Source organism: Flagellimonas algicola, from assembly GCF_005937185.1.
Classification (GTDB): Bacteria; Bacteroidota; Bacteroidia; order Flavobacteriales; family Flavobacteriaceae; genus Flagellimonas; species Flagellimonas algicola.
Genome location: NZ_VCNI01000002.1, coordinates 1,232,152 through 1,253,936, shown reverse-complemented (window position 1 = coordinate 1,253,936; position 21,785 = coordinate 1,232,152). Strand labels below are relative to the sequence as shown.

Annotated in this window: 22 protein-coding genes; 9 read left to right on the top strand and 13 right to left on the bottom strand. The window is 42.2% G+C overall.

The features are described from left to right. The first annotated feature begins 54 nt into the window (after positions 1-54). The 4 genes from FGG15_RS14510 (at position 55) to FGG15_RS14495 (ending at position 2,713) form a co-directional block, all read left to right on the top strand. Complete coding sequence (locus FGG15_RS14510) at positions 55-429, top strand: hypothetical protein (protein ID WP_237561828.1); 375 nt, start codon at positions 55-57, stop codon at positions 427-429. A gap of 67 nt (positions 430-496) precedes the next feature. After that, positions 497-1,516 (top strand): transporter family protein, encoded by a 1,020-nt coding sequence (locus tag FGG15_RS14505; protein WP_138837466.1) that lies wholly within the window; start codon positions 497-499, stop codon positions 1,514-1,516. A 40-nt stretch (positions 1,517-1,556) separates the two neighbouring features. Then, positions 1,557-2,294, top strand: a complete 738-nt coding sequence (locus tag FGG15_RS14500) for a PepSY domain-containing protein (protein ID WP_138837464.1) — start codon at positions 1,557-1,559, stop codon at positions 2,292-2,294. Continuing rightward, on the top strand, positions 2,291-2,713 hold the full coding sequence (locus FGG15_RS14495; protein WP_138837462.1) for a hypothetical protein: 423 nt from the start codon (positions 2,291-2,293) through the stop codon (positions 2,711-2,713). The genes FGG15_RS14500 and FGG15_RS14495 overlap by 4 nt, the downstream gene beginning before the upstream one ends. Positions 2,714-2,715: 2 nt before the next feature. Here the strand turns inward: FGG15_RS14495 and gldD are convergent, their stop codons facing one another. Genes gldD through mutY form a run of 4 tightly spaced genes read right to left on the bottom strand, consistent with a single transcriptional unit; the run spans position 2,716 to position 6,146 of the window. After that, positions 2,716-3,270 (bottom strand): gliding motility lipoprotein GldD, encoded by a 555-nt coding sequence (gene gldD / locus FGG15_RS14490; RefSeq protein ID WP_138837460.1) that lies wholly within the window; start codon positions 3,268-3,270, stop codon positions 2,716-2,718. After that, positions 3,260-4,588, bottom strand: coding sequence for a gliding motility-associated protein GldE (locus FGG15_RS14485; RefSeq protein WP_138837458.1), 1,329 nt, complete (start codon positions 4,586-4,588; stop codon positions 3,260-3,262). The genes gldD and FGG15_RS14485 overlap by 11 nt, the downstream gene beginning before the upstream one ends. Positions 4,589-4,611: 23 nt before the next feature. Beyond that, the gene (locus tag FGG15_RS14480; RefSeq protein WP_138837456.1) at positions 4,612-5,088 is read right to left on the bottom strand and encodes a single-stranded DNA-binding protein; all 477 of its coding nucleotides are present in this window, start codon (positions 5,086-5,088) and stop codon (positions 4,612-4,614) included. Between the two features lie 23 nt (positions 5,089-5,111). Beyond that, positions 5,112-6,146 (bottom strand): A/G-specific adenine glycosylase, encoded by a 1,035-nt coding sequence (gene mutY, locus FGG15_RS14475; RefSeq protein ID WP_138837453.1) that lies wholly within the window; start codon positions 6,144-6,146, stop codon positions 5,112-5,114. Positions 6,147-6,268: 122 nt separating this feature from the next. On the opposite strand from mutY, the gene FGG15_RS14470 reads away from it, so the two are divergent. From FGG15_RS14470 to FGG15_RS14455, 4 genes are all read left to right on the top strand, one after another. Next, entirely contained in the window at positions 6,269-6,559 is a 291-nt protein-coding gene (locus FGG15_RS14470) for an HU family DNA-binding protein (protein ID WP_036380395.1), read from the top strand. A gap of 263 nt (positions 6,560-6,822) precedes the next feature. After that, the gene (locus tag FGG15_RS14465; protein WP_138837452.1) at positions 6,823-8,370 is read left to right on the top strand and encodes an Rne/Rng family ribonuclease; all 1,548 of its coding nucleotides are present in this window, start codon (positions 6,823-6,825) and stop codon (positions 8,368-8,370) included. 87 nt (positions 8,371-8,457) lie between these two features. Then, positions 8,458-10,812, top strand: coding sequence for an alpha-L-rhamnosidase-related protein (locus tag FGG15_RS14460; RefSeq protein ID WP_138837450.1), 2,355 nt, complete (start codon positions 8,458-8,460; stop codon positions 10,810-10,812). 5 nt (positions 10,813-10,817) lie between these two features. Next, the gene (locus tag FGG15_RS14455) at positions 10,818-11,309 is read left to right on the top strand and encodes a regulatory protein RecX (RefSeq protein ID WP_138837448.1); all 492 of its coding nucleotides are present in this window, start codon (positions 10,818-10,820) and stop codon (positions 11,307-11,309) included. Positions 11,310-11,339: 30 nt separating this feature from the next. On the opposite strand, the gene FGG15_RS14450 is transcribed toward FGG15_RS14455, so the two are convergent. From FGG15_RS14450 to bioA, 6 genes are all read right to left on the bottom strand, one after another. Continuing rightward, positions 11,340-12,209: a cupin-like domain-containing protein gene (locus tag FGG15_RS14450; RefSeq protein ID WP_138837446.1), complete on the bottom strand. Its 870-nt coding sequence runs from the start codon at positions 12,207-12,209 to the stop codon at positions 11,340-11,342. A 61-nt stretch (positions 12,210-12,270) separates the two neighbouring features. Continuing rightward, positions 12,271-13,371 (bottom strand): biotin synthase BioB, encoded by a 1,101-nt coding sequence (gene bioB / locus FGG15_RS14445; RefSeq protein ID WP_138837444.1) that lies wholly within the window; start codon positions 13,369-13,371, stop codon positions 12,271-12,273. 121 nt (positions 13,372-13,492) lie between these two features. Beyond that, positions 13,493-14,926 carry a flotillin family protein gene (locus FGG15_RS14440; RefSeq protein WP_138837442.1) on the bottom strand — a complete coding sequence of 478 codons (1,434 nt, stop codon included), beginning with the start codon at positions 14,924-14,926 and terminating at the stop codon, positions 13,493-13,495. Between the two features lie 4 nt (positions 14,927-14,930). Next, positions 14,931-15,509, bottom strand: a complete 579-nt coding sequence (locus FGG15_RS14435) for a hypothetical protein (RefSeq protein ID WP_138837440.1) — start codon at positions 15,507-15,509, stop codon at positions 14,931-14,933. Between the two features lie 64 nt (positions 15,510-15,573). Continuing rightward, positions 15,574-16,758: a beta-ketoacyl synthase N-terminal-like domain-containing protein gene (locus FGG15_RS14430; protein ID WP_138838317.1), complete on the bottom strand. Its 1,185-nt coding sequence runs from the start codon at positions 16,756-16,758 to the stop codon at positions 15,574-15,576. A 13-nt stretch (positions 16,759-16,771) separates the two neighbouring features. Then, positions 16,772-18,067, bottom strand: coding sequence for an adenosylmethionine--8-amino-7-oxononanoate transaminase (bioA, locus tag FGG15_RS14425; RefSeq protein WP_237561827.1), 1,296 nt, complete (start codon positions 18,065-18,067; stop codon positions 16,772-16,774). Between the two features lie 53 nt (positions 18,068-18,120). Here bioA and FGG15_RS14420 point away from each other — a divergent pair, with 53 nt between their 5' ends. Further along, on the top strand, positions 18,121-19,605 hold the full coding sequence (locus tag FGG15_RS14420; RefSeq protein ID WP_138837438.1) for an ArnT family glycosyltransferase: 1,485 nt from the start codon (positions 18,121-18,123) through the stop codon (positions 19,603-19,605). Here FGG15_RS14420 and bioD read toward each other — a convergent pair. From bioD to FGG15_RS14405, 3 genes are read right to left on the bottom strand one after another with little or no spacing between them, the layout of a single operon-like run. Further along, positions 19,597-20,211: a dethiobiotin synthase gene (bioD, locus tag FGG15_RS14415; RefSeq protein ID WP_138837436.1), complete on the bottom strand. Its 615-nt coding sequence runs from the start codon at positions 20,209-20,211 to the stop codon at positions 19,597-19,599. The two genes, FGG15_RS14420 and bioD, sit on opposite strands and share 9 nt — an antisense overlap. Then, entirely contained in the window at positions 20,208-20,594 is a 387-nt protein-coding gene (locus FGG15_RS14410; RefSeq protein ID WP_138837434.1) for a putative signal transducing protein, read from the bottom strand. The genes bioD and FGG15_RS14410 overlap by 4 nt, the downstream gene beginning before the upstream one ends. After that, the gene (locus FGG15_RS14405; protein WP_138837432.1) at positions 20,594-21,775 is read right to left on the bottom strand and encodes an aminotransferase class I/II-fold pyridoxal phosphate-dependent enzyme; all 1,182 of its coding nucleotides are present in this window, start codon (positions 21,773-21,775) and stop codon (positions 20,594-20,596) included. Before FGG15_RS14405 ends, FGG15_RS14410 begins: the two co-directional genes overlap by 1 nt. Positions 21,776-21,785 lie beyond the last annotated feature (10 nt).

Below are 21,785 nucleotides of genomic sequence, written 5' to 3'. Positions count from 1 at the left end.
CTTTTTTTTGAAGTCAATTAATCGCTAATTTTACATTTCTAAATCAGCAATGCTTTGAAACGGTTAGCCGCCCATTGGTTTGTACTTCTTTACTTTTTGGCCATGTTACGGCCGGTAATTCCGTTGGCAGAATATATTATTTACGAAGATTATATTGCCGAATTTCTCTGTATCAACAAGGAAAAAAAAGAACTCCAATGTGAGGGGAAATGCTATTTGATGCAACGGCTTTCAGAACAAAACGAGGAAAAGAAACAAAATCTTCCAAAGATTGCCATGGAGGAATATCCTATTGGATTTGTGGAGCTCTTGAACTATACCAAGGATAAAGTCCAAAATCCTCCAATAGAAAACGAGTTTGACTATCACAACCATTACACCTATTTGTACATTCCTTTCAATTTTCATCCCCCTAGTACGCTATCCTAGTTACTAGTGTATCGCACAAATTTTTTTAGGCGAATCAATCTTCGCCAAAACTTCAATTTCAATAAGGATGAAAACATATTTTTCGGCCCTGTTTCTAGTGGCCACAATTGCATTTTATGCACAAGAAACCAATAATCAATCTTTAAAATGGTCCGCGGGAAGGCCCGACGGACACGCGCCTATTTCCGTCATGGGAGATCATATGCATGGGAAGGGAGAATGGATGTTCTCCTACCGATATATGCACATGAATATGGATGAATTAAGAGATGGAACAGATGATGCAACCACAGCCGACGCCCTTGCAGATTATATGGTAACTCCAACCACAATGCCCATGAACATGCATATGTTGGGAACCATGTATGCTCCAAGTGATAAGGTAACCCTAATGGTCATGTTCAATTATCTAAGTATGGAAATGGACCATCTAACCCGAATGGGGGGTACGTTCACTACTGAAACCAGTGGATTGGGGGATATCAATGTATCGCTGATGTACCGTTTTTTTAATAAAAACAGACATAGTCTACATGGGCAGATAGGTATTTCCATACCTACAGGAAGCGTAACTGAAAGTGACGTAACCCCGGCATCTGCCCCCAACGAAACAGAACTTCCCTATCCTATGCAGATTGGTAGTGGAACCCTTGACCCATCTTTGGCCTTGACCTATCTTGGGCAAGGAGAAACAGTTTCTTGGGGAAGCCAACTTAAAAGCGTTTTCCGTTTTGGGGAAAATGATAGGGAGTACCGGTATGGAAATAGATACAGTTGGAACAACTGGTTGGCTATCAAAGCCGCCAATTGGATCAGCTTTTCTGCTAGATTGGAAGGGTTGATCGTTGGAGAACTTGAAGGTTCCGATCCCAACCTCAACCCAATGATGGTCATCACTGCGGATACCAACAACTCTGGAGGTACTTTTTTGAATGGTGGACTAGGGTTCAATATCTATGTTCCCTCGGGATCTTTGAAAAATTTAAGGCTTGGTTTTGAACTGGCCTCGCCTGTTCTCCAAGATCTGAGCGGCATTCAACTAAAAAACAAGGAAACCTTGACCTTTGGGGTTCAATATTCCTTGTAGTATATTACCGGGGCACGTTGCGCCCCATTTTACTTTGCTTATGACTAAACGAAAAATCATACAGTACATCAGAAAATGGCATCGCTATTTAGGTATTGTTTTGGGAATTCAATTTTTGCTTTGGACTCTTGGAGGCCTTTATTTTAGCTGGACGAATATCGAAGAAATTCGCGGGGAACATCTAAAGGAAAAACTCCCTTTCCCCCAGTCGTCTATAGGTATGGTCTCTCCCAATGTATTTCTTGATTCCCATTTTGAAAGTACAGACTCTATTACATCACTCGAATTGATCAACATTCTTGATGAACCCATATATAGGGTTGTTTACAGCTCTCCGTTTGGAAAAAGAGCCAGATTGTTCCATGCCTCCAACGGAAAACCAAAAGCTTCATTATCTGAAAAAGAAGCAATTTTGGTGGCTATGGACGGTTTAAACAAACAAGCTGGTGTGACGCAGGTAGAATATCTTATAGCTACAGGCAAACATCATGAGTACCGTGGTAGACCATTACCAGCTTATGCCATTAGTTTCGCGAAACCCATAAATACTACCGTATATGTTTCCAAAGAATATGGGGATATCCAAACCTTTCGAAGCAATGCTTGGAGAGCCTTTGATTTCTTTTGGATGTTACATACCATGGATTATGAAGGGCGGGATAACTTTAACAACTTTCTGCTAAGGGCTTTTGCGCTTTTTGGGTTGTTCACCATTCTTTCCGGGTTTAGTTTGTATATTTTTACATCAAGAATTTTCAGCAAAAAATCACTTAAATGAAAAAACATATTTTCTTGGCAACACTAGGCCTGTTATTGACCGTTGCCTGCAAATCAGATAAAAAAAGTGAAGATGGAACTTCACAAATGGACCAAGTTATGGCCATCCATGATGAGGTGATGCCCAAAATGAGCACCTTAGGGAAATTGGTCGGAGAGTTAAAATCCAAAGTGGACACCACAGAAACCGGACAGGCCTATGAAGCCGCAATGCGGGATCTCCAAGCCTCACACAACTCCATGATGGATTGGATGAAGGGATTTGGAGACCGGTTCAATTCTGATGAAATTCTGAACGGTAAAGCACTCACGGAGCAAAAACAAAAGTGGTTGGATGAGGAAGAAGCCAAGGTTAAGGCGCTAAAAGAACAGATCAACACCAGCATTGCCAAGGCTGAAGAGCTTTTGAAGAAGGAATAGCCTTATTTCCAACGGAGTGTTTCCATAATTCTTCGGATATCCTGTTGAAGATATACCGCTGCAGGAAGAATGGAATCGTAATTGGGTTTGGCATAAAAATACAGGGAACCCGTCACAAAGTGGTTGGTGCTGTCCGTCACATAAAACTGTGATTGCGAAGCGGCGTCCCCGCTTACCTCATAGAACATCCCATATACTTTATCTTCAGGGTTTATAAATGGCTGTTCCACTATATTGTCCGCCTTAACCGCATGCTCATAAGACAATTTTTGGGCGTCCGTTAGCAAGGTCTTTAAGTTGTCCTGAACAGGTTTGTAAGTAATATAGACAGAGCCATTCATCATGGGGTAATCCAAAACCAAAGAACAGTCCCTATTCTCCTTTATAACTGATAAGGTATTTTGATCAAAAATATAGTGGCAATTGTTGGTTGATGGGCCATAAGACGCCTCGGGATATTTTAGGCGCAGCATGGCATTGGGTTTGGGTAAAACATCGTCTTTGCAACCCGTCAAAAATGTAAATAGAGCTAAAAATACCAGCCAATTATGCTTCATGGGGGAGTGTAACTTTTATACGTTTCAATCTTTTCTTATCCAGGCTTTCCACCAAAAACTGGTAGTTCTTGAACCATACTTTCTCTCCTCTTTTCGGGAAGCTTCCCGACATCTCTAGCACAAAACCGGCAATGGTCTCCGATTCTCCTTTTTGGTTTTCAAAATCCTCCTCATCCTCAATCTTGACCACTCTATAAAAATCCTTTAGGGTTGTTTTTCCGTCAAAGACATAATTGAAATCGTCCAATTTGGAAAAAACAAGGTCTTCATCATCAAATTCGTCACTGATATCCCCCACAATTTCCTCAATGATATCTTCCAAGGTCACAATTCCAGATGTTCCGCCATATTCATCAACCACAACCGCCAAATGGTTCTTTTTATCCTGAAATTCCAGTAAAAGGTCATCCAGTTTTTTGTTCTCTGGCACAAAATAGGGTTCCCTTATCAAGGACATCCAATTAAAACTCTTTCTATCGATGTAGGGCAACAGATCCTTCACGTACAAAACACCCAATACGTTGTCCATATTTTCCGAAAACACCGGAATCCGGGAATACCCATTTTTCTTGATTTCTTCCAGGACTTCGGGAAATTTCATTTCCTCATTGAGCGCAAAAATGTCAATCCGGGGTCGCATTACCTGCTTGGTATCGGTGTTTCCAAAAGTCACAATGCCCTCCAAAATCTTTTGTTCCTCTTTGGTGGTATCCCCTTCCGAAGCGAGTTCCAAAGCTTGCGATAAATGATCCACACTTAGGTTGGATTTCTCCCTTCCCAATTTTTCCTGCAGGTAGCCTGTGGCCGAACTCATTGGGCCGCTAAAAGGGGTAAACATGGCGTTCAAGATTCGGATTGGAACCGACATGAACTGGGAAAATTGGACACGATTGCGATTGGCATAGATTTTTGGGAGGATTTCTCCAAACATCAAAATCAGAAAAGTGGCCACGAGCACTTCCAAAAGAAAGCGTACCGACACAACCCCAAACAACACCTGGTTAACGTTGGAAAATATGGTATTTCCAATGGAGCTAAAAAGAAGCACAATCCCAATATTAATGGCATTGTTGGTAATGAGAATGGTGGCCAAAAGCTTTTTGGGTCGATTCAATAAACGAACAATCAGTTTGTCCCTAGAACTGTCCGATTCCCCCATTTCATTCAGATCTGTTTGTGAAAGTCCAAACAGGGCGACTTCTGCACCAGAAATAAGTGCGGAACAGATTAAGAGAAGCAACAGTACAATCACTTTTGCGGTGAACATACCATTAAAGATAGTCAAGAAATACGCCAAACAATAGGGCTCGGGATCCAATTTCTACAGGTTTATGCTAAAAGTTAGAACGGCAGGTCGTCATCCTGATCCGTTTCCTCGGCTGGAGCGGGCTCCACCGATTTCATTGGCGCTGCCTGCGGTGCCATCTGTGGATTTTGCTGGGCGTTCTCCATGCCTCCTTGTCCGGTAGCCAGGCTTTCCTTTTTGGTAGACAAAAAGGTAAAGTCCTGTACATGCACCTCAGTAGTGTAGCGGGTATTCCCATCCTCTCCTTGCCATTGCCTGTTTTTCAACCGGCCTTCCACATAGACTTTGTCCCCTTTGCTCAGGTACTTTTCGCAAATTTCGGCCGCCTTGTTTCGCACCACAACATTATGCCAATCCGTATTGGTTACTTTTTCACCTGTGGTACGGTTGGTGTAAGTTTCATTGGTAGCCAACGGGAAGCGTCCTATGCATCCCCCGCCTTCAAAATAATGGACTTTTACTTCGTCTCCCAAATGCCCGATCAGCATCACTTTATTTAATGTTCCGCTCATAACTCTTTAATTGGTCAAAAGTACTAAATTTTAAATGTCTTTATAAAGTCAGCCAACAAAACTGGCACCGGGTAATTGTGGACTTTCTCCCATGGGATTGCCTTGGAATTCAGTTCATCCATTTCCAAAATCCAAAATCGGGTATGCAAGTGTTGGTGTGATAATTTATGGACTATGGGTTCCTTATTATACATGGCAACTTTGTTGGTGGAATCCTTCAAATTCCCATTCAGGATTTGGGTCAATTCTTTATGCCCAACCAAATTTTCCGTCTCCAATAATGGAAATTGATACAGGTTTTGCCAAATACCTTTCCCCTGTCGTTGTTCCAATATCGTTCTGTTATCCTTATCCAAATAAACCAAATAATTAAAATAGCGTTGCCTTATTTTGGTCTTGTTTATTTTGACAGGTAGTTGGGATACCCTAATTTCTTTTAAAGCCACACAACTTGTGTTCAAAGGGCAACTCTCACAATTAGGACTTTTGGGAGCACATTGCATAGCTCCAAACTCCATGATGCCCTGATTGTAATCGCGAATGTTCTTGACATCCATGACTTCCCGCGCCAAATCTTTAAAGTATTTAATTCCTTGGGTGCTGTTGATGGGCAAATCCACCCCAAAATAGCGCGACAAAACCCTGTACACATTGCCATCCACCACAGGTTCGGGAATGTCAAAACAAATGGAAGCAATGGCACTTGCCGTATAATCCCCAACTCCTTTTAAGGCTTTCAGCTCTTTATAGGTGTTCGGAAAATTGCCATTATAGTCCACTACCACCATCTTGGCTGTAGCATGCAAATTTCGAGCTCTGGAATAGTAGCCCAATCCTTGCCACAACTTTAACACTTTTTCTTCCGGGGCGCTGGCCAGGTCCTGAACGGTTGGAAAATTTTCCAAAAATTTATGATAGTAGGGCATCCCTTGAGCCACTCTGGTCTGTTGCAGCATAATCTCCGAAAGCCAGATTTTATAAGGATCTGTGGTAGATCTCCAAGGTAAATCACGCTTATGAATGTAATACCATTCCAGAATTTTTTGGGAAAAAGACATGCAAGCAAATAATAAGGATTAAAAGTAGCAGTTTATATACTTAAAATTAAAGGGTTTAAACGAAAGATTAATTTTAATTTTTATATTTGCAAGCCTAAAAAATTAGAAAACAGTAATACGAAATGACGAAAGCAGATATTGTAACTAGAATCTCAGAAAAACTAGGTATAGAAAAAGGAGACGTACAAGCAACAGTGGAATCTTTTATGGAGGAGGTAAAATCGTCCTTGGAGAATGGAGATAATGTTTATTTAAGAGGTTTTGGAAGCTTTATCATCAAGACCAGAGCGGAAAAAACAGGTAGAAACATTTCAAAGAACACTACCATCAAAATTCCTGCCCACAATATTCCTGCCTTCAAACCTGCAAAGGTTTTTGTTGAAGGCGTTAAGAGCAACGTTCAAGTAAAATAAGATAACTAACACAAAAGGAAGAACCATATGCCAAGTGGTAAAAAAAGAAAAAGACATAAGGTAGCTACCCATAAGCGCAAGAAGCGCAGAAGAGCTAACCGACACAAGAAAAAGTAGTTGTTGCAACTACTTTTTCATTTTACACCCATACGTTCTTTGACATAGAGATTCAGGAAAAGAATTTCAATCGGTAAAAACCGATTCTACATATTGTTTAATCATTTATCCCATAATACTATCGGGATAAATAAAAATCGATTCAGGTGAATAGAGAATTAATCGTTAGATCTAGTCCTGATGCAGTCGATTTTGCCTTATTAAAGGATGGAAAACTTATTGAATTACACAAGGACGAGGATGACAACAACTTTTCTGTTGGTGACATTTTCCTGGCTAAGATCAGAAAGCCGGTCACTGGCTTAAATGCGGCATTTGTAAATGTGGGTTATGAAAAAGATGCGTTCCTGCATTATCATGACCTTGGACCGCAATTGTCCTCCATGCTTAAATTCATTAAGAGAGTTAGAACGGGAAAGCTCAAAGACTATTCCCTCAAAGATTTTCCATTTGAAAAAGATATAGACAAAAATGGCAGTATTAACGAAGTTATTAAGGCCAATCAGTCATTATTGGTACAAATTGTAAAAGAACCCATTTCCACCAAAGGACCTCGAATTAGCTCCGAGCTTTCCCTAGCCGGGCGCTATTTGGTCATGGTACCATTTTCAGACCGGGTTTCCGTGTCGCAAAAAATTGGAACCAAGGAAGAAAAGGACAGGCTCATCCGACTTGTAAAGAGTATTAAGCCGAAAGGATTTGGAGTTATTATTCGTACCGTTGCAGAAGGCAAGAAAGTTGCAGAATTAGACAAAGATCTTCAGAATCTGTTGTCCAAATGGACAATCATGTGCAAGAGATTACAGCGAGCACCACATCCATCAAAAGTGTTGATAGAGCTCAATAGGGCCTCATCCATTCTCAGGGATGTATTCAACGATTCCTTTACAGGAATCCATGTTGATGATGAGACGCTCCATAATCAAATCAAGGATTATTTGCACGAAATCGCACCTCAAAAAGAATCCATTGTAAAGTATTATTCCGGTTCGGCCCCAATTTTTGAAAAATTTGGGATAGAACGGCAGATCAAAACTTCTTTTGGTCGCACCGCCTCCATGAGCAGGGGCGCCTATCTTGTAATTGAACATACCGAAGCGCTTCACGTCATTGATGTGAACAGTGGTAACCGTTCCAACAAGGCCAAGAACCAAGAAGATACCGCCTTAGAGGTAAACCTTTTAGCTGCCACCGAAATAGCGCGGCAGTTACGCCTTAGGGATATGGGAGGAATAATCGTGGTGGATTTCATTGATATGACCAAGGGTGATCATAGAAGAAAATTATTTGATCATCTTAGGGAGGAAATGAAGGATGACCGTGCCAAGCACAAAATCCTGCCTCCCAGTAAATTTGGATTGGTCCAGATAACCCGTCAAAGGGTAAGACCAGAGGTCAATATCAAAACCAGCGAGGAAAATCCAAATGGTACAGGTACTGAAGTAGAAGCTCCCATTGTTTTAATTGATAAAATTAATGTGGATTTGGAGCGGATCATGAAAGGCAATTACAAGGATAATGGGATTATTCTAAACACCCACCCTTTTATTGCAGCTTACCTCAACCAAGGGTTCCCATCTCATCGTTTCAAGTGGTTCTTGGAGCACAAAAAATGGGTTAAGATCCAACCAAGGGATGCGTATACATACCTTGAGTACCGTTTTAAAGACAAAGACGGTAAAACAATTAGATAACAAAAAGCGACTTCAGCAATGAGGTCGCTTTTTTTGTTTTAGGGATTTACGCACAATATGGTATTTTTGAATTATAACCTGCACTCTATGAAAACTGTAACCTTCCTCCTTGGAATACTTCTTTTTTTAGGTTGTTCCGATAAAACACAACATTCACTTTCAGAAATCCTTGAGGAGTCTCCATCAATTACTGGTCATAAGGAATATTTGGATTCTCCTTTTGTAACTGCAGGTAACAGAGTCTATATGGTGGGCCATCAAGATGGAAGCTTCCCCGATTTAGGTTGGCACATTAAAGGGGAAATGGGAGGGATTTGGAACCATCCCATCAAACTGATGGATGGTTTTGATGCGCAACTGATTATGGAAAATGACACCCTAACCCTTAATAAAGCATCCGAATTTGTCAACTACCCATTTGCCAATATGCATGTTTTCGAATGGCCATCAGGGGATATTGAGGTGGAAAGATGGCAATTTGTACCGGACAATATGCAGGGGATGGTCATACAATACATCTTTAGAAATAACACGGAAAGCAAGCAACAACCCTCCTTTCAATTCATAGGCCATACAGACTTAAGACCTACTTGGTTGGGGGAAAAGACCCAAATGTTCGATGCCAAGGATTCCTCCAGTTTTCAATCTGGACAATGGGTTGTGCAGGATGATGATAACGCTTGGTTCAATATTTTTGGATCTGACCAAAGCCCAATAGCCCATGAATCCTTTGGCGGAAAGGGTAATGGAAGTTCCAACGCACTAACCTATTCGATAGAATTGGATAGTAAATCTTCCGCTGAAATTAGTTTCATTGTTTCAGGGTCGTATACTTCAAAAGAAGATGCCCAAAACACTTTTACGGCCATTCAGAAGGATTTCATCCCTATGGCTTCAGCCAAAAAAGAGCGCTATCAGCAATTGGCATCACAAACTAAGCTTACCATTCCCGATAAGCAATTGGAGCAGACTTTTGAATGGCTCAAATACAACTGTGATTGGCTGGTGAGAACTGTTCCCGAAATAGGGACCGGAATAGGAGCTGGAATCCCGGATTACCCCTGGTGGTTTGGAGTAGACAGCGAATATGCCTTGAAAGGATACATGGCCATAGGTCAGGATAAGATAGTGCATGAAACCATAAAATTATTAGATAGCGTTTCCGTGGCTGTAAACGGAAATGGAAAGATTCTTCACGAAATGTCCACCAATGGATTTGTCTTTAATCCAGGTAATGTCAATGAGACGCCACAGTTTGCATCCTTGATTTGGGAAATTTACACTTGGAACGGGGACAAGAAATTCCTGGAGAAGTACTTTCCCACCATCCAAAAAGGACTTAGCTGGCTCCTAGAAGAAAACGATGACAACAAAAACCTTTTCCCTGACGGCTTCGGGATGATGGAAATACATGGTTTGAACAGCGAAATGATCGATGTAGCTGCTTACACCCAAAGAGCTTTTGACGATGCTGCTAAAATTGCCTCAGAATTGGGCAAAGAAGCATTGGTCAAGGAATACGCTGAATTAGCCATCCAACTCAAAGAAAAAATCAATGAAGATTTTTGGTCTGAAGATTTTGGATCATACGCCGATTTTTTAGGAACGGATGAACAGGCCATTCATCTTATCGAAGATGCCATTATCCGTGCCGATACCCTGAACAAACCCTGGGCCATTGAGGAACTTGAGGCTACCAAAGGGCAAATTCTTAAAAACCCATCTACCGCGCTAAAGCCTTTTGTACTCCATCACAACTGGGTGGTTAACACCCCCATGGAAATGGGTATAGCCGATTCGGCCAAAGCCATAACCGCCTTGGATACGGCCAAAAAGTTTACCAATCCTTTTGGGGTATTTGTCACCGGGATTGACCGGGACGATTCCGCAGGCAAGGATTTTGGATCGTTTCAAGGCAGCAAGGTGTTTTCTTATACCGGAGCAGTGATGACCTTGCCCACCGGGGTGCAGGCCATTGCCGAGAACAATTATGGAAGACCCGATGAGGCCTTGGATTATCTGGAGCGAATGACCAGAACCTTCAGTTATGCCCTACCTGGAAGTATCTACGAGGTCTCCCCCGACTACGGGATGATGACCCAGGCCTGGAACATCTATTCTTATGCCATTCCCATTGTGCAGCAATTTTTCGGTATTCGACCCATGGCCAATCAAAAAAGAGTGGTTGTAAGACCTCAAATACCCACTGCCTGGGATGAAGGTACCTCATTGGAAAATGTAAAGGTAGCCAACAATTCAATTTCCATCTACTATACAAGCGATACCATAGAAGTGCAGCAAACCAACCCTGAATGGGAAATCCAATTGGAGCTGGATAAGGGAAGCTATGTAATTATGGAAGGAGAAGCAACCTCAACAGAAAGCAATACGTACTCCGTGCTTACTGCAAGCGGAAACAAATTGGTTGTAACCAAAGAATAGTAAATATGCCCGTCCCAAATCCAGCCCATAAGCACATTTCCGTGCAGGAGGCACTGCGAAAAATGGAACATTACTGCGCCTATCAAGACCGTTGTCATAAGGAAGTAGTGGACAAGCTCAAGGGCATGCGCATGATTCCCCAGGCCATTGATACCATTATGGCCCATTTGATACAGGAAAACTATTTAAATGAAGAACGCTTTGCCCAGAGTTTTGCCCGTGGAAAATTTAATATCAAAAAATGGGGTAAAAACAGGATTGTCAATGAGCTGAAAACGCGACAAATCTCAAGGTTCAATATCAAAAGTGCACTAAAGGAAATCAATGAGGAAGATTACAGGGATACGTTGGATGAGCTAGCCAAAAAAAGATGGGAGCAGCTACAGGAACCCAATATTCAGAAGAAAAAGAAAAAAACTGCGGATTACCTATTGTATAGAGGGTGGGAAAGCCATTTGGTCTATGAAAAGCTTATGGAACTCGTCAATCAGGACTAAATCCCATAAAGCATTTTGGACAACCTTTCCCTACTTCTGAAATACCATATTATGGGTACGAACGATGGCCCGCTCGTTTTTCCAATCAATCCATTTTTGACCCTTTAACCTACGCATCAAATTGTCAAAATGCCGCATGAACATGATATTGTAAATCGCTTTCCCGAAGTTTCTGGGTCTGCGGGCAATGGCACGAAGGCTCATGGAAAATCCAGGTGTAATATATTTCATGTGGTGCCAATACCCCTCAGGTATGTACAATACATTGCCATGTTCCAAATGGGCAACATGACCTTTGGCATGTTTTAATGCTGGCCACTTTTCCAAATCAGGGTTTGCAAAATCGATATCCTCCCGGGTAATCAATGAATGTGGAATCTTGTACAAAAATTTGGTCTCGGATTGTGAAAAAAGGATACACTGTTTTCTCCCCTCAAAATGAAAGTGAAAGATGTTGGCCAAATCAATATCGTAATGCATAAAGGTGTGCGAATTACTTCCCCCAAAAAAGAGCATGGGAAGCCCTTTCATCAAACGCAAACCAAAATCAGGATATGTAAAGTCCTTCTGAAGTTCGGGTACTTCCTTCAAGACATTCCATAAAAAAATTCGATATTTGGTGGGTTCGCTTTGTAGAAGGTCAACGTAATCCTTCATTTTCATTTGGGCATGGGGTTCATTGAACCCTTCATCATGCTTTACAGGCCTATCATCATAGAGGGGAACGATTTTCTCCCCTGCTATTTCCTTCATATAATCCAGATTCCATTTGGAATAGGCTGGCCAATCCTCAATGAACTGTTCAATAACCACCGGCTTTTGCGGTTGGAAGTATTTGCGAAGGAATTCCTTTTTAGTCAGGGTCTTTTCGCGAGGAATTTGGTCAAGGTTAAGCTCCAAAATTTCAATGATTTTGAAACAACTAAATTAATAAAAGGTTTTTAAACGGGTACTTGTAGTCCTATTCCTTGGCAATTAGCTTCCCTTTCTCTTTTGCAACTTCGTTGCGCTCAATGGAATGTCCTGGGCGAGTCCACTTAGGTTTTTCACCTTTGGATTCAATTTGGGAATCCTCGGCTTCCACGGTTTTGGGTTGGGAAATTTTGGTAAAGGGTTTCTGTGGGTTCAAGCCCAAAAGCTTGAACATTTCCATATCCTCGTTCACATCCGGATTCGGCGTAGTAAGCAATTTATCCCCCGCAAAAATGGAGTTGGCCCCTGCAAAAAAGCACATGGCCTGTCCTTCCCTACTCATATCGGTACGCCCTGCAGATAATCGTACCTGGGTCTCAGGCATCACAATTCGGGTGGTGGCTACCATACGAATCATTTCCCAGATGGAAATAGGTTCAATATCTTCCATTGGGGTACCTTCTACGGCAACCAAGGCATTGATGGGTACAGACTCCGGCTGCGGATTTAATGAAGCCAAGGCCACAAGCATCCCTGCCCTATCTTCCAACGCTTCCCCCATGCCAATAATCCCACCACTGCAGACCGTTACATTACTCTTGCGGACGTTGTCAATAGTGTCCAAACGATCCTGGAAAGCCCTAGTGGAAATCACATCCTTATAGTAATCCTCTGAGGTATCTAGATTATGGTTGTAGGCGTACAATCCTGCTTCAGCCAGTCTTTTGGCCTGATTTTCCGTCAACATGCCCAAAGTGCAGCATACTTCCATATCCAGTTTGTTGATGGTTCGTACCATTTCCAATACTTGATCAAACTCGGGGCCATCTTTTACATTTCGCCAAGCTGCTCCCATGCAGACGCGTGAGCTTCCAGATTCCTTGGCACGAAGTGCCTGGGCTTTTACTTGCTGCACGCTCATCAAATCATTTCCTTCAATATCGGTATGATATCTGGCCGCTTGTGGGCAATAACCGCAGTCTTCCGGACATCCACCAGTTTTTATGGATAGCAAAGTGGAAACCTGTACGGTATTTGGATCATGATGTTGTCTATGGATGGTAGCTGCTTCGTACAACAATTCCATAAGGGGTTTGTTGTACACGTTAAGAATCTCTTCCTTGGTCCAGTCGTGTCTTGGTGCAATCATGGGTTGAGTATAATTCAGGGTCAAAAATAGCCCATATTCCTTTAAACCTACAATGATATGGCGTTAAAAAGAAAAAGGCCATGACATATATCATGACCTCATTCTTCAAAAAATCAAGCTGTTATTCTGACTTTTTGGTGTCCTTGGGTTTATTGCCCGTGCCTTTGTCCGTATTTGGTTCCGGAATCTCTTTTCCTTTGAGATACTCAGGCAATTGCATCCCTGCCATATTGAACATTTCCTGCAAAGGCGGAACGGATTTGTACATTCCAGAAATGAAGTTGGCCGTGGAATTCTTGCCATCTTCGGTCTTGGTTCCAGAATCCCAAACCGTAACCTTATCTATTTTGATGTTTTTGATGGCTTCTGCTTGTTTCTCCACCAGTTCAGGTAGCTTATCAGCAATTAAAAGTAGCACTGCATCCTTAGGGTCATTGCCTGCTGCCTTTACAATCTTATCCAAACCTTCTGCTTGCTTGGTCAATACTTCAAAAATACCTTTTGCCTCAGCCTCCGCTTTGAAGAGTATTGCATCTGCCTCCCCTTTGGCTTTTCTACGAATCATTTCCGCCTCGGCTTCGGCATCAATCTCAACTTTACGTTTATCAATTTCTGCTGGCACCACAATATCGGCTACCTGAGAGCTACGCTCCCGTTCTGCTCTGGCCATTTCTGCGTCTTTTTCAGCAGCATATGACTCTTCCAAAGCTTTTGCCGCCTGCACTTTTTCCGCAGCTATTGCCGTACGTTCAGCCTCAGCTTCCCTTTGTCTACGCAAGGAATCGGAATTGGCCACATCAATTTTGGCGACGTTTTCTCCTTCTACAGCTTTTGCATTGGCAGCCGCTACCTGAGTACGTTCATCTTGTACTGCATTGGCCTCACCAATAGAACCGTCCCTGTTTTTTTCTGCAACAGACTTTCTTGCGGCGTTGATGGCATGTGCTGCAGCCTCTTTTCCAAGAGCTTCAATATATCCAGATTCGTCAACGATATCCGTAATGTTTACGTTGATCAATTTCAGACCCACTTTCTTCAATTCAGACTCCACACTTTGAGAAATATTGGACAAAAATTTATCCCTGTCCGAGTTGATTTCCTCGATATCCATGGAAGCCACAACCAAACGTAGCTGACCAAAAATAATCTCCTTGGCCAAGTCCTGGACTTCTTGCATACCCAATCCCAAAAGTCGTTCCGCGGCATTTTGCATAATTCCAGGTTCCGTGGAAATACCAATGGTAAATCTGGAGGGTACGTTCACCCTAATATTTTGTCTACTCAGGGCGTTCGTTAGGTCAACTTCAATTGAAATTGGAGTCAAATCCAAAAATTCGTAGTCTTGAATCACGGGCCAGATAAAGGCTGCACCACCATGGATACATTTGGCTGAATTTCCAGACCCAACCTTTCCATAGACGACCAAGATTCGGTCTGAAGGACATCTTTTGTACCTCCGGATAAAAGAAATAATAATAATAAAGGCGAATAAAATGGCAAAGCCAATGCCTAAGAGCGAAGCTCCTCCGCCCAGCTGTAAGGGTAATAATAGCATATGGTTATTTATTTAGGAGTTTAACAATCAATATTCCGTTATCGGTAACTTCTTTTACTTGGACCACGTTACCTTGGGTAAGGTCCATATCCTCATCGGTCAAGGCTTGCAATTCACGTAGTGTTCCCTGTACATTTATGCTCACTTTGCCTATACTAGACCTATTCGCACCTATGGTTAGGTATACTTCCCCAATTTGATTTAGGGCATTTTTGAGTTTTAAGGTTCCACTGCTCTGCATCTTGCTGAGGTAATAAAACAGGGAAGCCATGAGCAACATCATCAGTAATCCACAAACCACAGAAATAAGAATGGTAAGGCCTGTTGAAAGTCCATTTTCGATGCAAGAGATTCCAGACCAACCAAAAATGGTAAAAAAGCCTACCAAATTTTTAAAGGACAGGAATTGAAACCCTAAACCTCCATCCCCGTCTATATCCGCATCTATATCGCCGCTAACATCATCGATATCCCCACCTACAAAGGTCAAGATCATTAAGATGAGCAATACTACCGAACCGGCAAGTGCTGTTATCCAATAGACTTTTTCAAAAAGGGTGAGTGCGGTAAACCATTCTTCCATAATCAATAGTTTTAGGTTGTTATTTTGAATAAAAAGATAAGACTTTTGTGTAATAAAAAACGTCTTATTTGGAAAGTAAAATAGACACGGCGTTCCCTCCAAAGCCTACTGCATTGACCATCACATTTTTGATGGTTTTCGACCTCTGTTCCTGGTTAAAAAAAGGAGTTGTAATATAGGTTTGGTGCTGTAACATGAGCAGGGCCATTTCAACACTTAAAAGTCCCGAAGCACCAAAGGTGTGACCTACTTTCCATTTATTGGTTGTTAAAAATGGAGTTTTGTTACAAAAAACTTTTTCTATGGCCTTAAATTCTGATAAATCCCCCTTTACGGTACCAGGAGCATGCATCACAACGGCATCCACTTCAGATGGATCTAGTTCACCCAAGGCCATTTTCATGGAATCCTGAAAACACTGGGCATCTGTAGAAATGGAAACGTTATGTTGTAAGAGTTCTGTGGCATACCCTATACCGATGATGTACCCCAAGGCATTTGCTTGTTTTCCCTTTTCCAAACAGGCCATGGCAGCGCCTTCTCCCAATACCATGGAGTTTTGTTTCTTCTCCAAATCCATTGCCCGAGAAGGGTATTGTATTTTTCCGGCTCCTCTCGACTGCGCTCCAGGTGACATTTTCGAATATATTTTCAAAGCCTGCATTTGGGATATGGTAAAAGGGGTCAGTGGTGCCTCGCTACCACCTACCAAGAATTTATCGGTCAGTCCACTCTGTAGCCAAGCCACAGCATTTAAAACTGCATGCAAGGCCGTTGAGCAGGTTATGGAATGGGATATATCCGGTCCTTTGGATTTTAAATCATGGGCCACCCAGGACGAAATATTTCCCAAGGTAGTGGTGGGGGATGACAAGGTGGAGGATTTCCCAACTTTCAAGAAATCTTCATGATACTTTTCAAACAAGCCGGTAGCCCCTCTGGAAGATCCAATATTTACCCCAAAGTTAGCGATGGCATCCCATCCCGATTGTTCAATGACCCTTCTGGCCGCCAACAGCGCAAAGAGTACAGAGTCGTCCAGCTGTTCATATTTAGAATCGGATTGCTTTAGGGCAGTTACCTCAGCTTTCAAAGGCTTTGGAAGGTAAGAGGCCCAAACTTTCTGGTCGCCAATACAAGTGTGGGTTAATTTATGGTTCCCTTCTTGATACGAATTCCAGACTTCTACCATGGAACTCCCCAATGCAGAAATGGAAGATAAGGCGGTTATGGAAATGGGTTGTTCCAACATTTTTGATTGACTATACAATTTCCAAAGCTGATTTTATCGTATCGTAAATCTTGTTCATTTGAATCTCCGTTGTTACATATGGAGCTAAAATATAAATGGTATTTCCCAAAGGCCTGAGAAAAACCCCTTCATCCATAAAATGCTTGAACAGCTTGTCCCTTAGATTCCCATACCGCTCCATCTGAATATCCAAATCCAATGCATAAATTACTCCGAGCTGCCTGGTTTGTGCGACTTTGGGATGGTCTTTAATCTCTGAATCAAATACCTTATGCCATTGGATAATGTTTTGAATATTTTCTTGAATTTCTTCGGTTTGTAACAATTCAACTGCAGCCAAAGCGGCAGTGCAGGCCAAAGGGTTTGCCGTATACGTGTGGCCATGGAAAAGCCCTTTGGATATGTCATCACTATAAAAAGCCTGATACACTTCTTGGGTACAGGTAGTCAAACCCATGGGAACGAGACCGGCCGTTAATGCCTTGGACAAACACATGATATCCGGTTTGGTATCTAAATGGTCTGATGCAAAATGCTTCCCGGTCTTGCCAAATCCGGTCATAACCTCATCAGCAACGGTGAGCACCCCGTGGTTCTTCAAAAGTGCCAATATACGGTCAAGTCCGTCAGCATCGTGGATTTTCATAGCCGCTGCTCCTTGAACCAAAGGCTCATAAATAAATCCCGCTATATTGTTGTTTTTCAATTTGATTTCCAACTGGGCCAAAGCCGATTCGATATTGTCTTGAGTGGGAACGGGAATACGATCCACTTCAATAAAGAAATCTTCAAACGGACCATTGTATACAGATAATCCCGAAACCGACATCGCCCCAAAAGTATCACCATGGAAACCTTCCTCAAAGGCCAAGAGCACATTGCGTTTTTCACCTTGGTTAAAGTGGTATTGCAATGCCATTTTAATCCCAATTTCCGTAGCTGTGGACCCATTGTCCGAGAAAAAGAGTTTTTCTTGGTTGGCGGGTAATATTTTGATAAGCTCTTCCGAAAGTTTCACCGCAGGTTCATGCGTAAACCCACTAAAAACCACTTGGTCCAACCGCTGCATCTGGTTTCCCACTCTTTCCAAAATAAAGGGGTGACAATGGCCATACATACAGGTATACCAAGAGGAAATACCATCTATGTATTCTTTTCCTTCCTCATCAAAAAGTAGCACACCTTTGGCCTTGGAAATGGCCAACATTTCCGAATGGGTCTTATGCTGTGTGAGGGGGTGCCAAAGATGCTTTTTGTCCCGATCCGATAACTTTTCCAATGCTGTGGGATTAGTCAAACGCTTCAATTTATATATCTTGCAAAGATGGTAATTAAAACCTAAAAAACACCAACCGCACCGTGCTTAAGAAAGCTATTGGATTTCTTGATTCCCTAAACAGTAGATTAGACTGGAAAACAGTGTTTTTTGTATTGTTTTTGGTTGCCTTATTCATCCGGTTCCCTTTCTTTTTTAGGGACTATGTGGATCGGGATGAGAGTACCTTTATCATCATGGCGCAATCTTGGGTAGATGGTCATTTACCTTATACCCAGCTTTGGGATTTAAAACCCCCGGTCACTTTTTTATTTTTTGCCGGAATCATTGCTGTTTTTGGAAAAAGTTTCATTGCCATTCGCTTGTTTGGGACCCTCTTGGTTGCGCTTACCGCGCTCTTTACCTATGGTATGGCAACACGAATTACCTCCAAGAAAGTAGGCTTTTGGTGTGCTATCTTTACCGTCTTCTTCCTGAGTCTTTTTGGCAGTTTACAAGGCGTCATGTCCGAGCATATCTGCACGCTGTTCTTTGTAATCGCACTTTATTTACAATTATCTAAGCGTGGACTTTGGTGGTCTTTGGTAGTTGGGGTTCTCCTTGGAATTTCAGTCATGTCCAAACTGAACATGGCCTACCCCATGCTGACCCTTGGTATCTACCTGCTATGGGCCGCGCTTAAGGCGCAAAATTTCTGGAAAGATTTGCAACATCTTATCTGGATGGGTATCGGATTTATTTTATTGGTAACCTTAACAGCTGTCCCCTATTACTTTCAAGGGGAATTGGCAACATGGTGGTCATCTATTTTTGAGGCCCCTCTGGCTTATTCGCAATCCAAGTTTCACTCCATAGGCAAAGCACTGCCCGTGGTTTTGAGCACCCTTCTCTTGCTTGGTTTGGGTATTGGTAAAAAGCTTATCGATAGGAAATCCAAGGAAATTCAAGTATTGCTGTTGGTTATCTTGGGTGTCTTTGTTTCGTTTATGCAAACCGGGAAGGTCAATGGTCATTATCTGATACAGCTATATCCTTTTTTACTTATTCTGGTTGCCATTGCTGTAAGTAAATTGCCCCCTTTGAAAAAAAATCTCAAAATCGTTGCAGGTGTTCTGCTTGTACTGACTCCGATGGAGGCCTATTTGGAGTACGTCAATGTTATCAACAATAAAATGGAAAAAGGTTCCTTTTTTAATGGCGAAGGAATAGATGTTCCCAACTATATCATTGAAAACAAGCTTGAGACCCAGAACATTTTCTTTACGGAATATCATATTGGATATTGGGTTTTAGGCGAAACTCCGCCAACCAAGGCTGCTACCCACCCTAGCAATATAACAAGGGACAAGCTCTTTCCATTTATGGACAACCCGAGAACAACGGGCATGGAAGAACTTCGTTATATTATGGAGGAAATAAAGCCGAAAACCTTGGTGACCAGAAAACGAGAAACCATTTTTGACAAAAAACTTTTGGAATTCAATGCCTATATCGATGCCTATCTAGCCCAGCATTATGAACTGGTGAAAACCATTGACCGTGGATTGGTCTACCAAAGGCTAAAATGATTCCAGCGCCTGCTTGAAATTGGCGGCATATTTCTTTACAACTTCCTTATCAAACTCCTGTTCTTCATTGATTCTTCCCAGAAAAGTAACCCCAGTTTTCTTTAGAATAATACTTTCCGTGGTAGGATGTTCGTCTCCGCTGAATATGACCCCAATCTTTAGATTCTTTTCCTGGAGTTTTTCAATGGTTAAAAGGGAATGATTAATGCTTCCCAAGTAATGGCGGGAGACCACGATTACCTTGTCCTCGGGTTGGATCAAATCAAAAATAGTATCGCTATCATTTAGAGGAACCAACAATCCTCCTGCACCTTCAACCACCAATCTGTTTTGAGTTTTAGGAGGCGTTATTTTATCCAATTCTATCTGAATTCCATCAATTTCAGCCGCAGCATGAGGGCTCATGGGAGTCTGTAGCGCATAGCTGTTCTGGTGGATCTTGCTTTTAGGGTTGGAAATCAATTCTTGAACCTTATGGCTGTCAGAATAATGTAAATCCCCGGCCTGTACAGGTTTCCAGTAATCGGCCTCCAAGGCTTCCACCACAATGGCCGAAGCAATGGTCTTGCCCACTTCGGTGGATGTTCCGGTAATAAAATAGCTCATGATTCAGGTTTTGTAATGAAGTTGCAGGCGGTACATCTATATTTCTTAAGCTCAAAAAAGGGAAAAAGTTTGTAAAAAATACTGTTTCTCGAATAATAAATTTCTGAACGTTCCGCCTTGCAGTTTGGACAGACAATAGGTTTGCCTTCCATATCGGTGGCGTAGTTTCTTACCTCATCAAATATCTGTTTAGCTCTTTCTTTATCTGATGTGCGCACTTGGAGTTTAACACCACCTATAGCACTACTGATCAAAGGATCCGAATTTATGGTATTCTCATCCCTCAAAAATACCGGAATGCCTTCGGCCTCCAGTTTCCCCTTGATAATTTGGACATCCGCCGGAAATTCAAAGCTTCCCAATGTAAAAAACTCTTGTTCCATTAGTTAAGGTAATTTTTAACTTCTTTTAATATGCTGGTTATTTCTTCCCTTGTATTGAATGCATGTAAACAAAATCTCAATCGTTCCTCTCCTCCCTTGACCGTTGGTGAGAGAATGGGTTTGACATTATAGCCGGCCTGCTGTAAATGACCGGCCAAGGACTTCACCTGTTGGTTCCCAGGGACAATAAGACAATGTATCGCAGAATTGCTTTCGATAAAATTCTTCTCCAAACCCAGTTCCCTAATCTGGGCATTAAAATGTTCAATATTGTTCAGCAAACCAATGATATGATCCTTTCCATTGGACTCCAAAAAATGATATGATGCCAAAATCCCAGCAACAGAATGCGGTGAAAGGGCAGTGGTATAAATCAAACTTCGGGCAAAATTAATAAGATAGGTTTTTAAGTCCTCGCTTCCCAAAATTGCGGCACCATGGCCGCCCATGGCTTTGCCAAAGGTGATGATTCTTGCAAAAATTTCGTCCTTAAGTCCCATTTTGCAAACCAAATCCCTTCCATCACCATAAATTCCGGTTGCATGGGCTTCATCAATAATTAAGTGGCAGCCTTTGTCGCGACATATTTGAACCATGGGTTTGAGATCGGGAGAATCTCCGTCCATTGAAAAAACAGACTCGGTAACAATATAGATTTCGGAATCATTACTTCTCGACTGCCTGCCTGTCGGCAGACACAGCGCTCGAAGTGACTTTTCCACTTTGGTTCTTAAATCCTCAAGGTCATTGTGAGCAAACTTATAGCTCTTTGCATTCCCCATCTTGATTCCATCCCGGATACTGGCATGAATCAGTTCGTCATAAAGTACCATGTCCCCACGTTGGGGTACCGAGGAAAAAAAACCGACGTTCGCATCGTAACCCGAATTAAAAACCAAAGCAGCCTCAGAATTATGGTGCTTGGCCAGAAAAGATTCCAACTTTGGGTATAGTGCATGATTCCCCGAGAGTAATCTGGAACCACTAGCTCCACGCCTCCATTCCCCATCTAACAAGAGTAGGTCCTTCGTCTTTTTACCTATCGCCCTTTCCCGTGCCAACCCCAAGTAGTCATTGGAGGAAAAATCAACCCTGTCCGCCTCCTCTGGAAGGCTTCTCAAAGATTGATTCGCCGAACGTTCCGCAAGTTTTGACTCCAATTTTGCTGGTAGTTTCCCCATGCCCCAAATT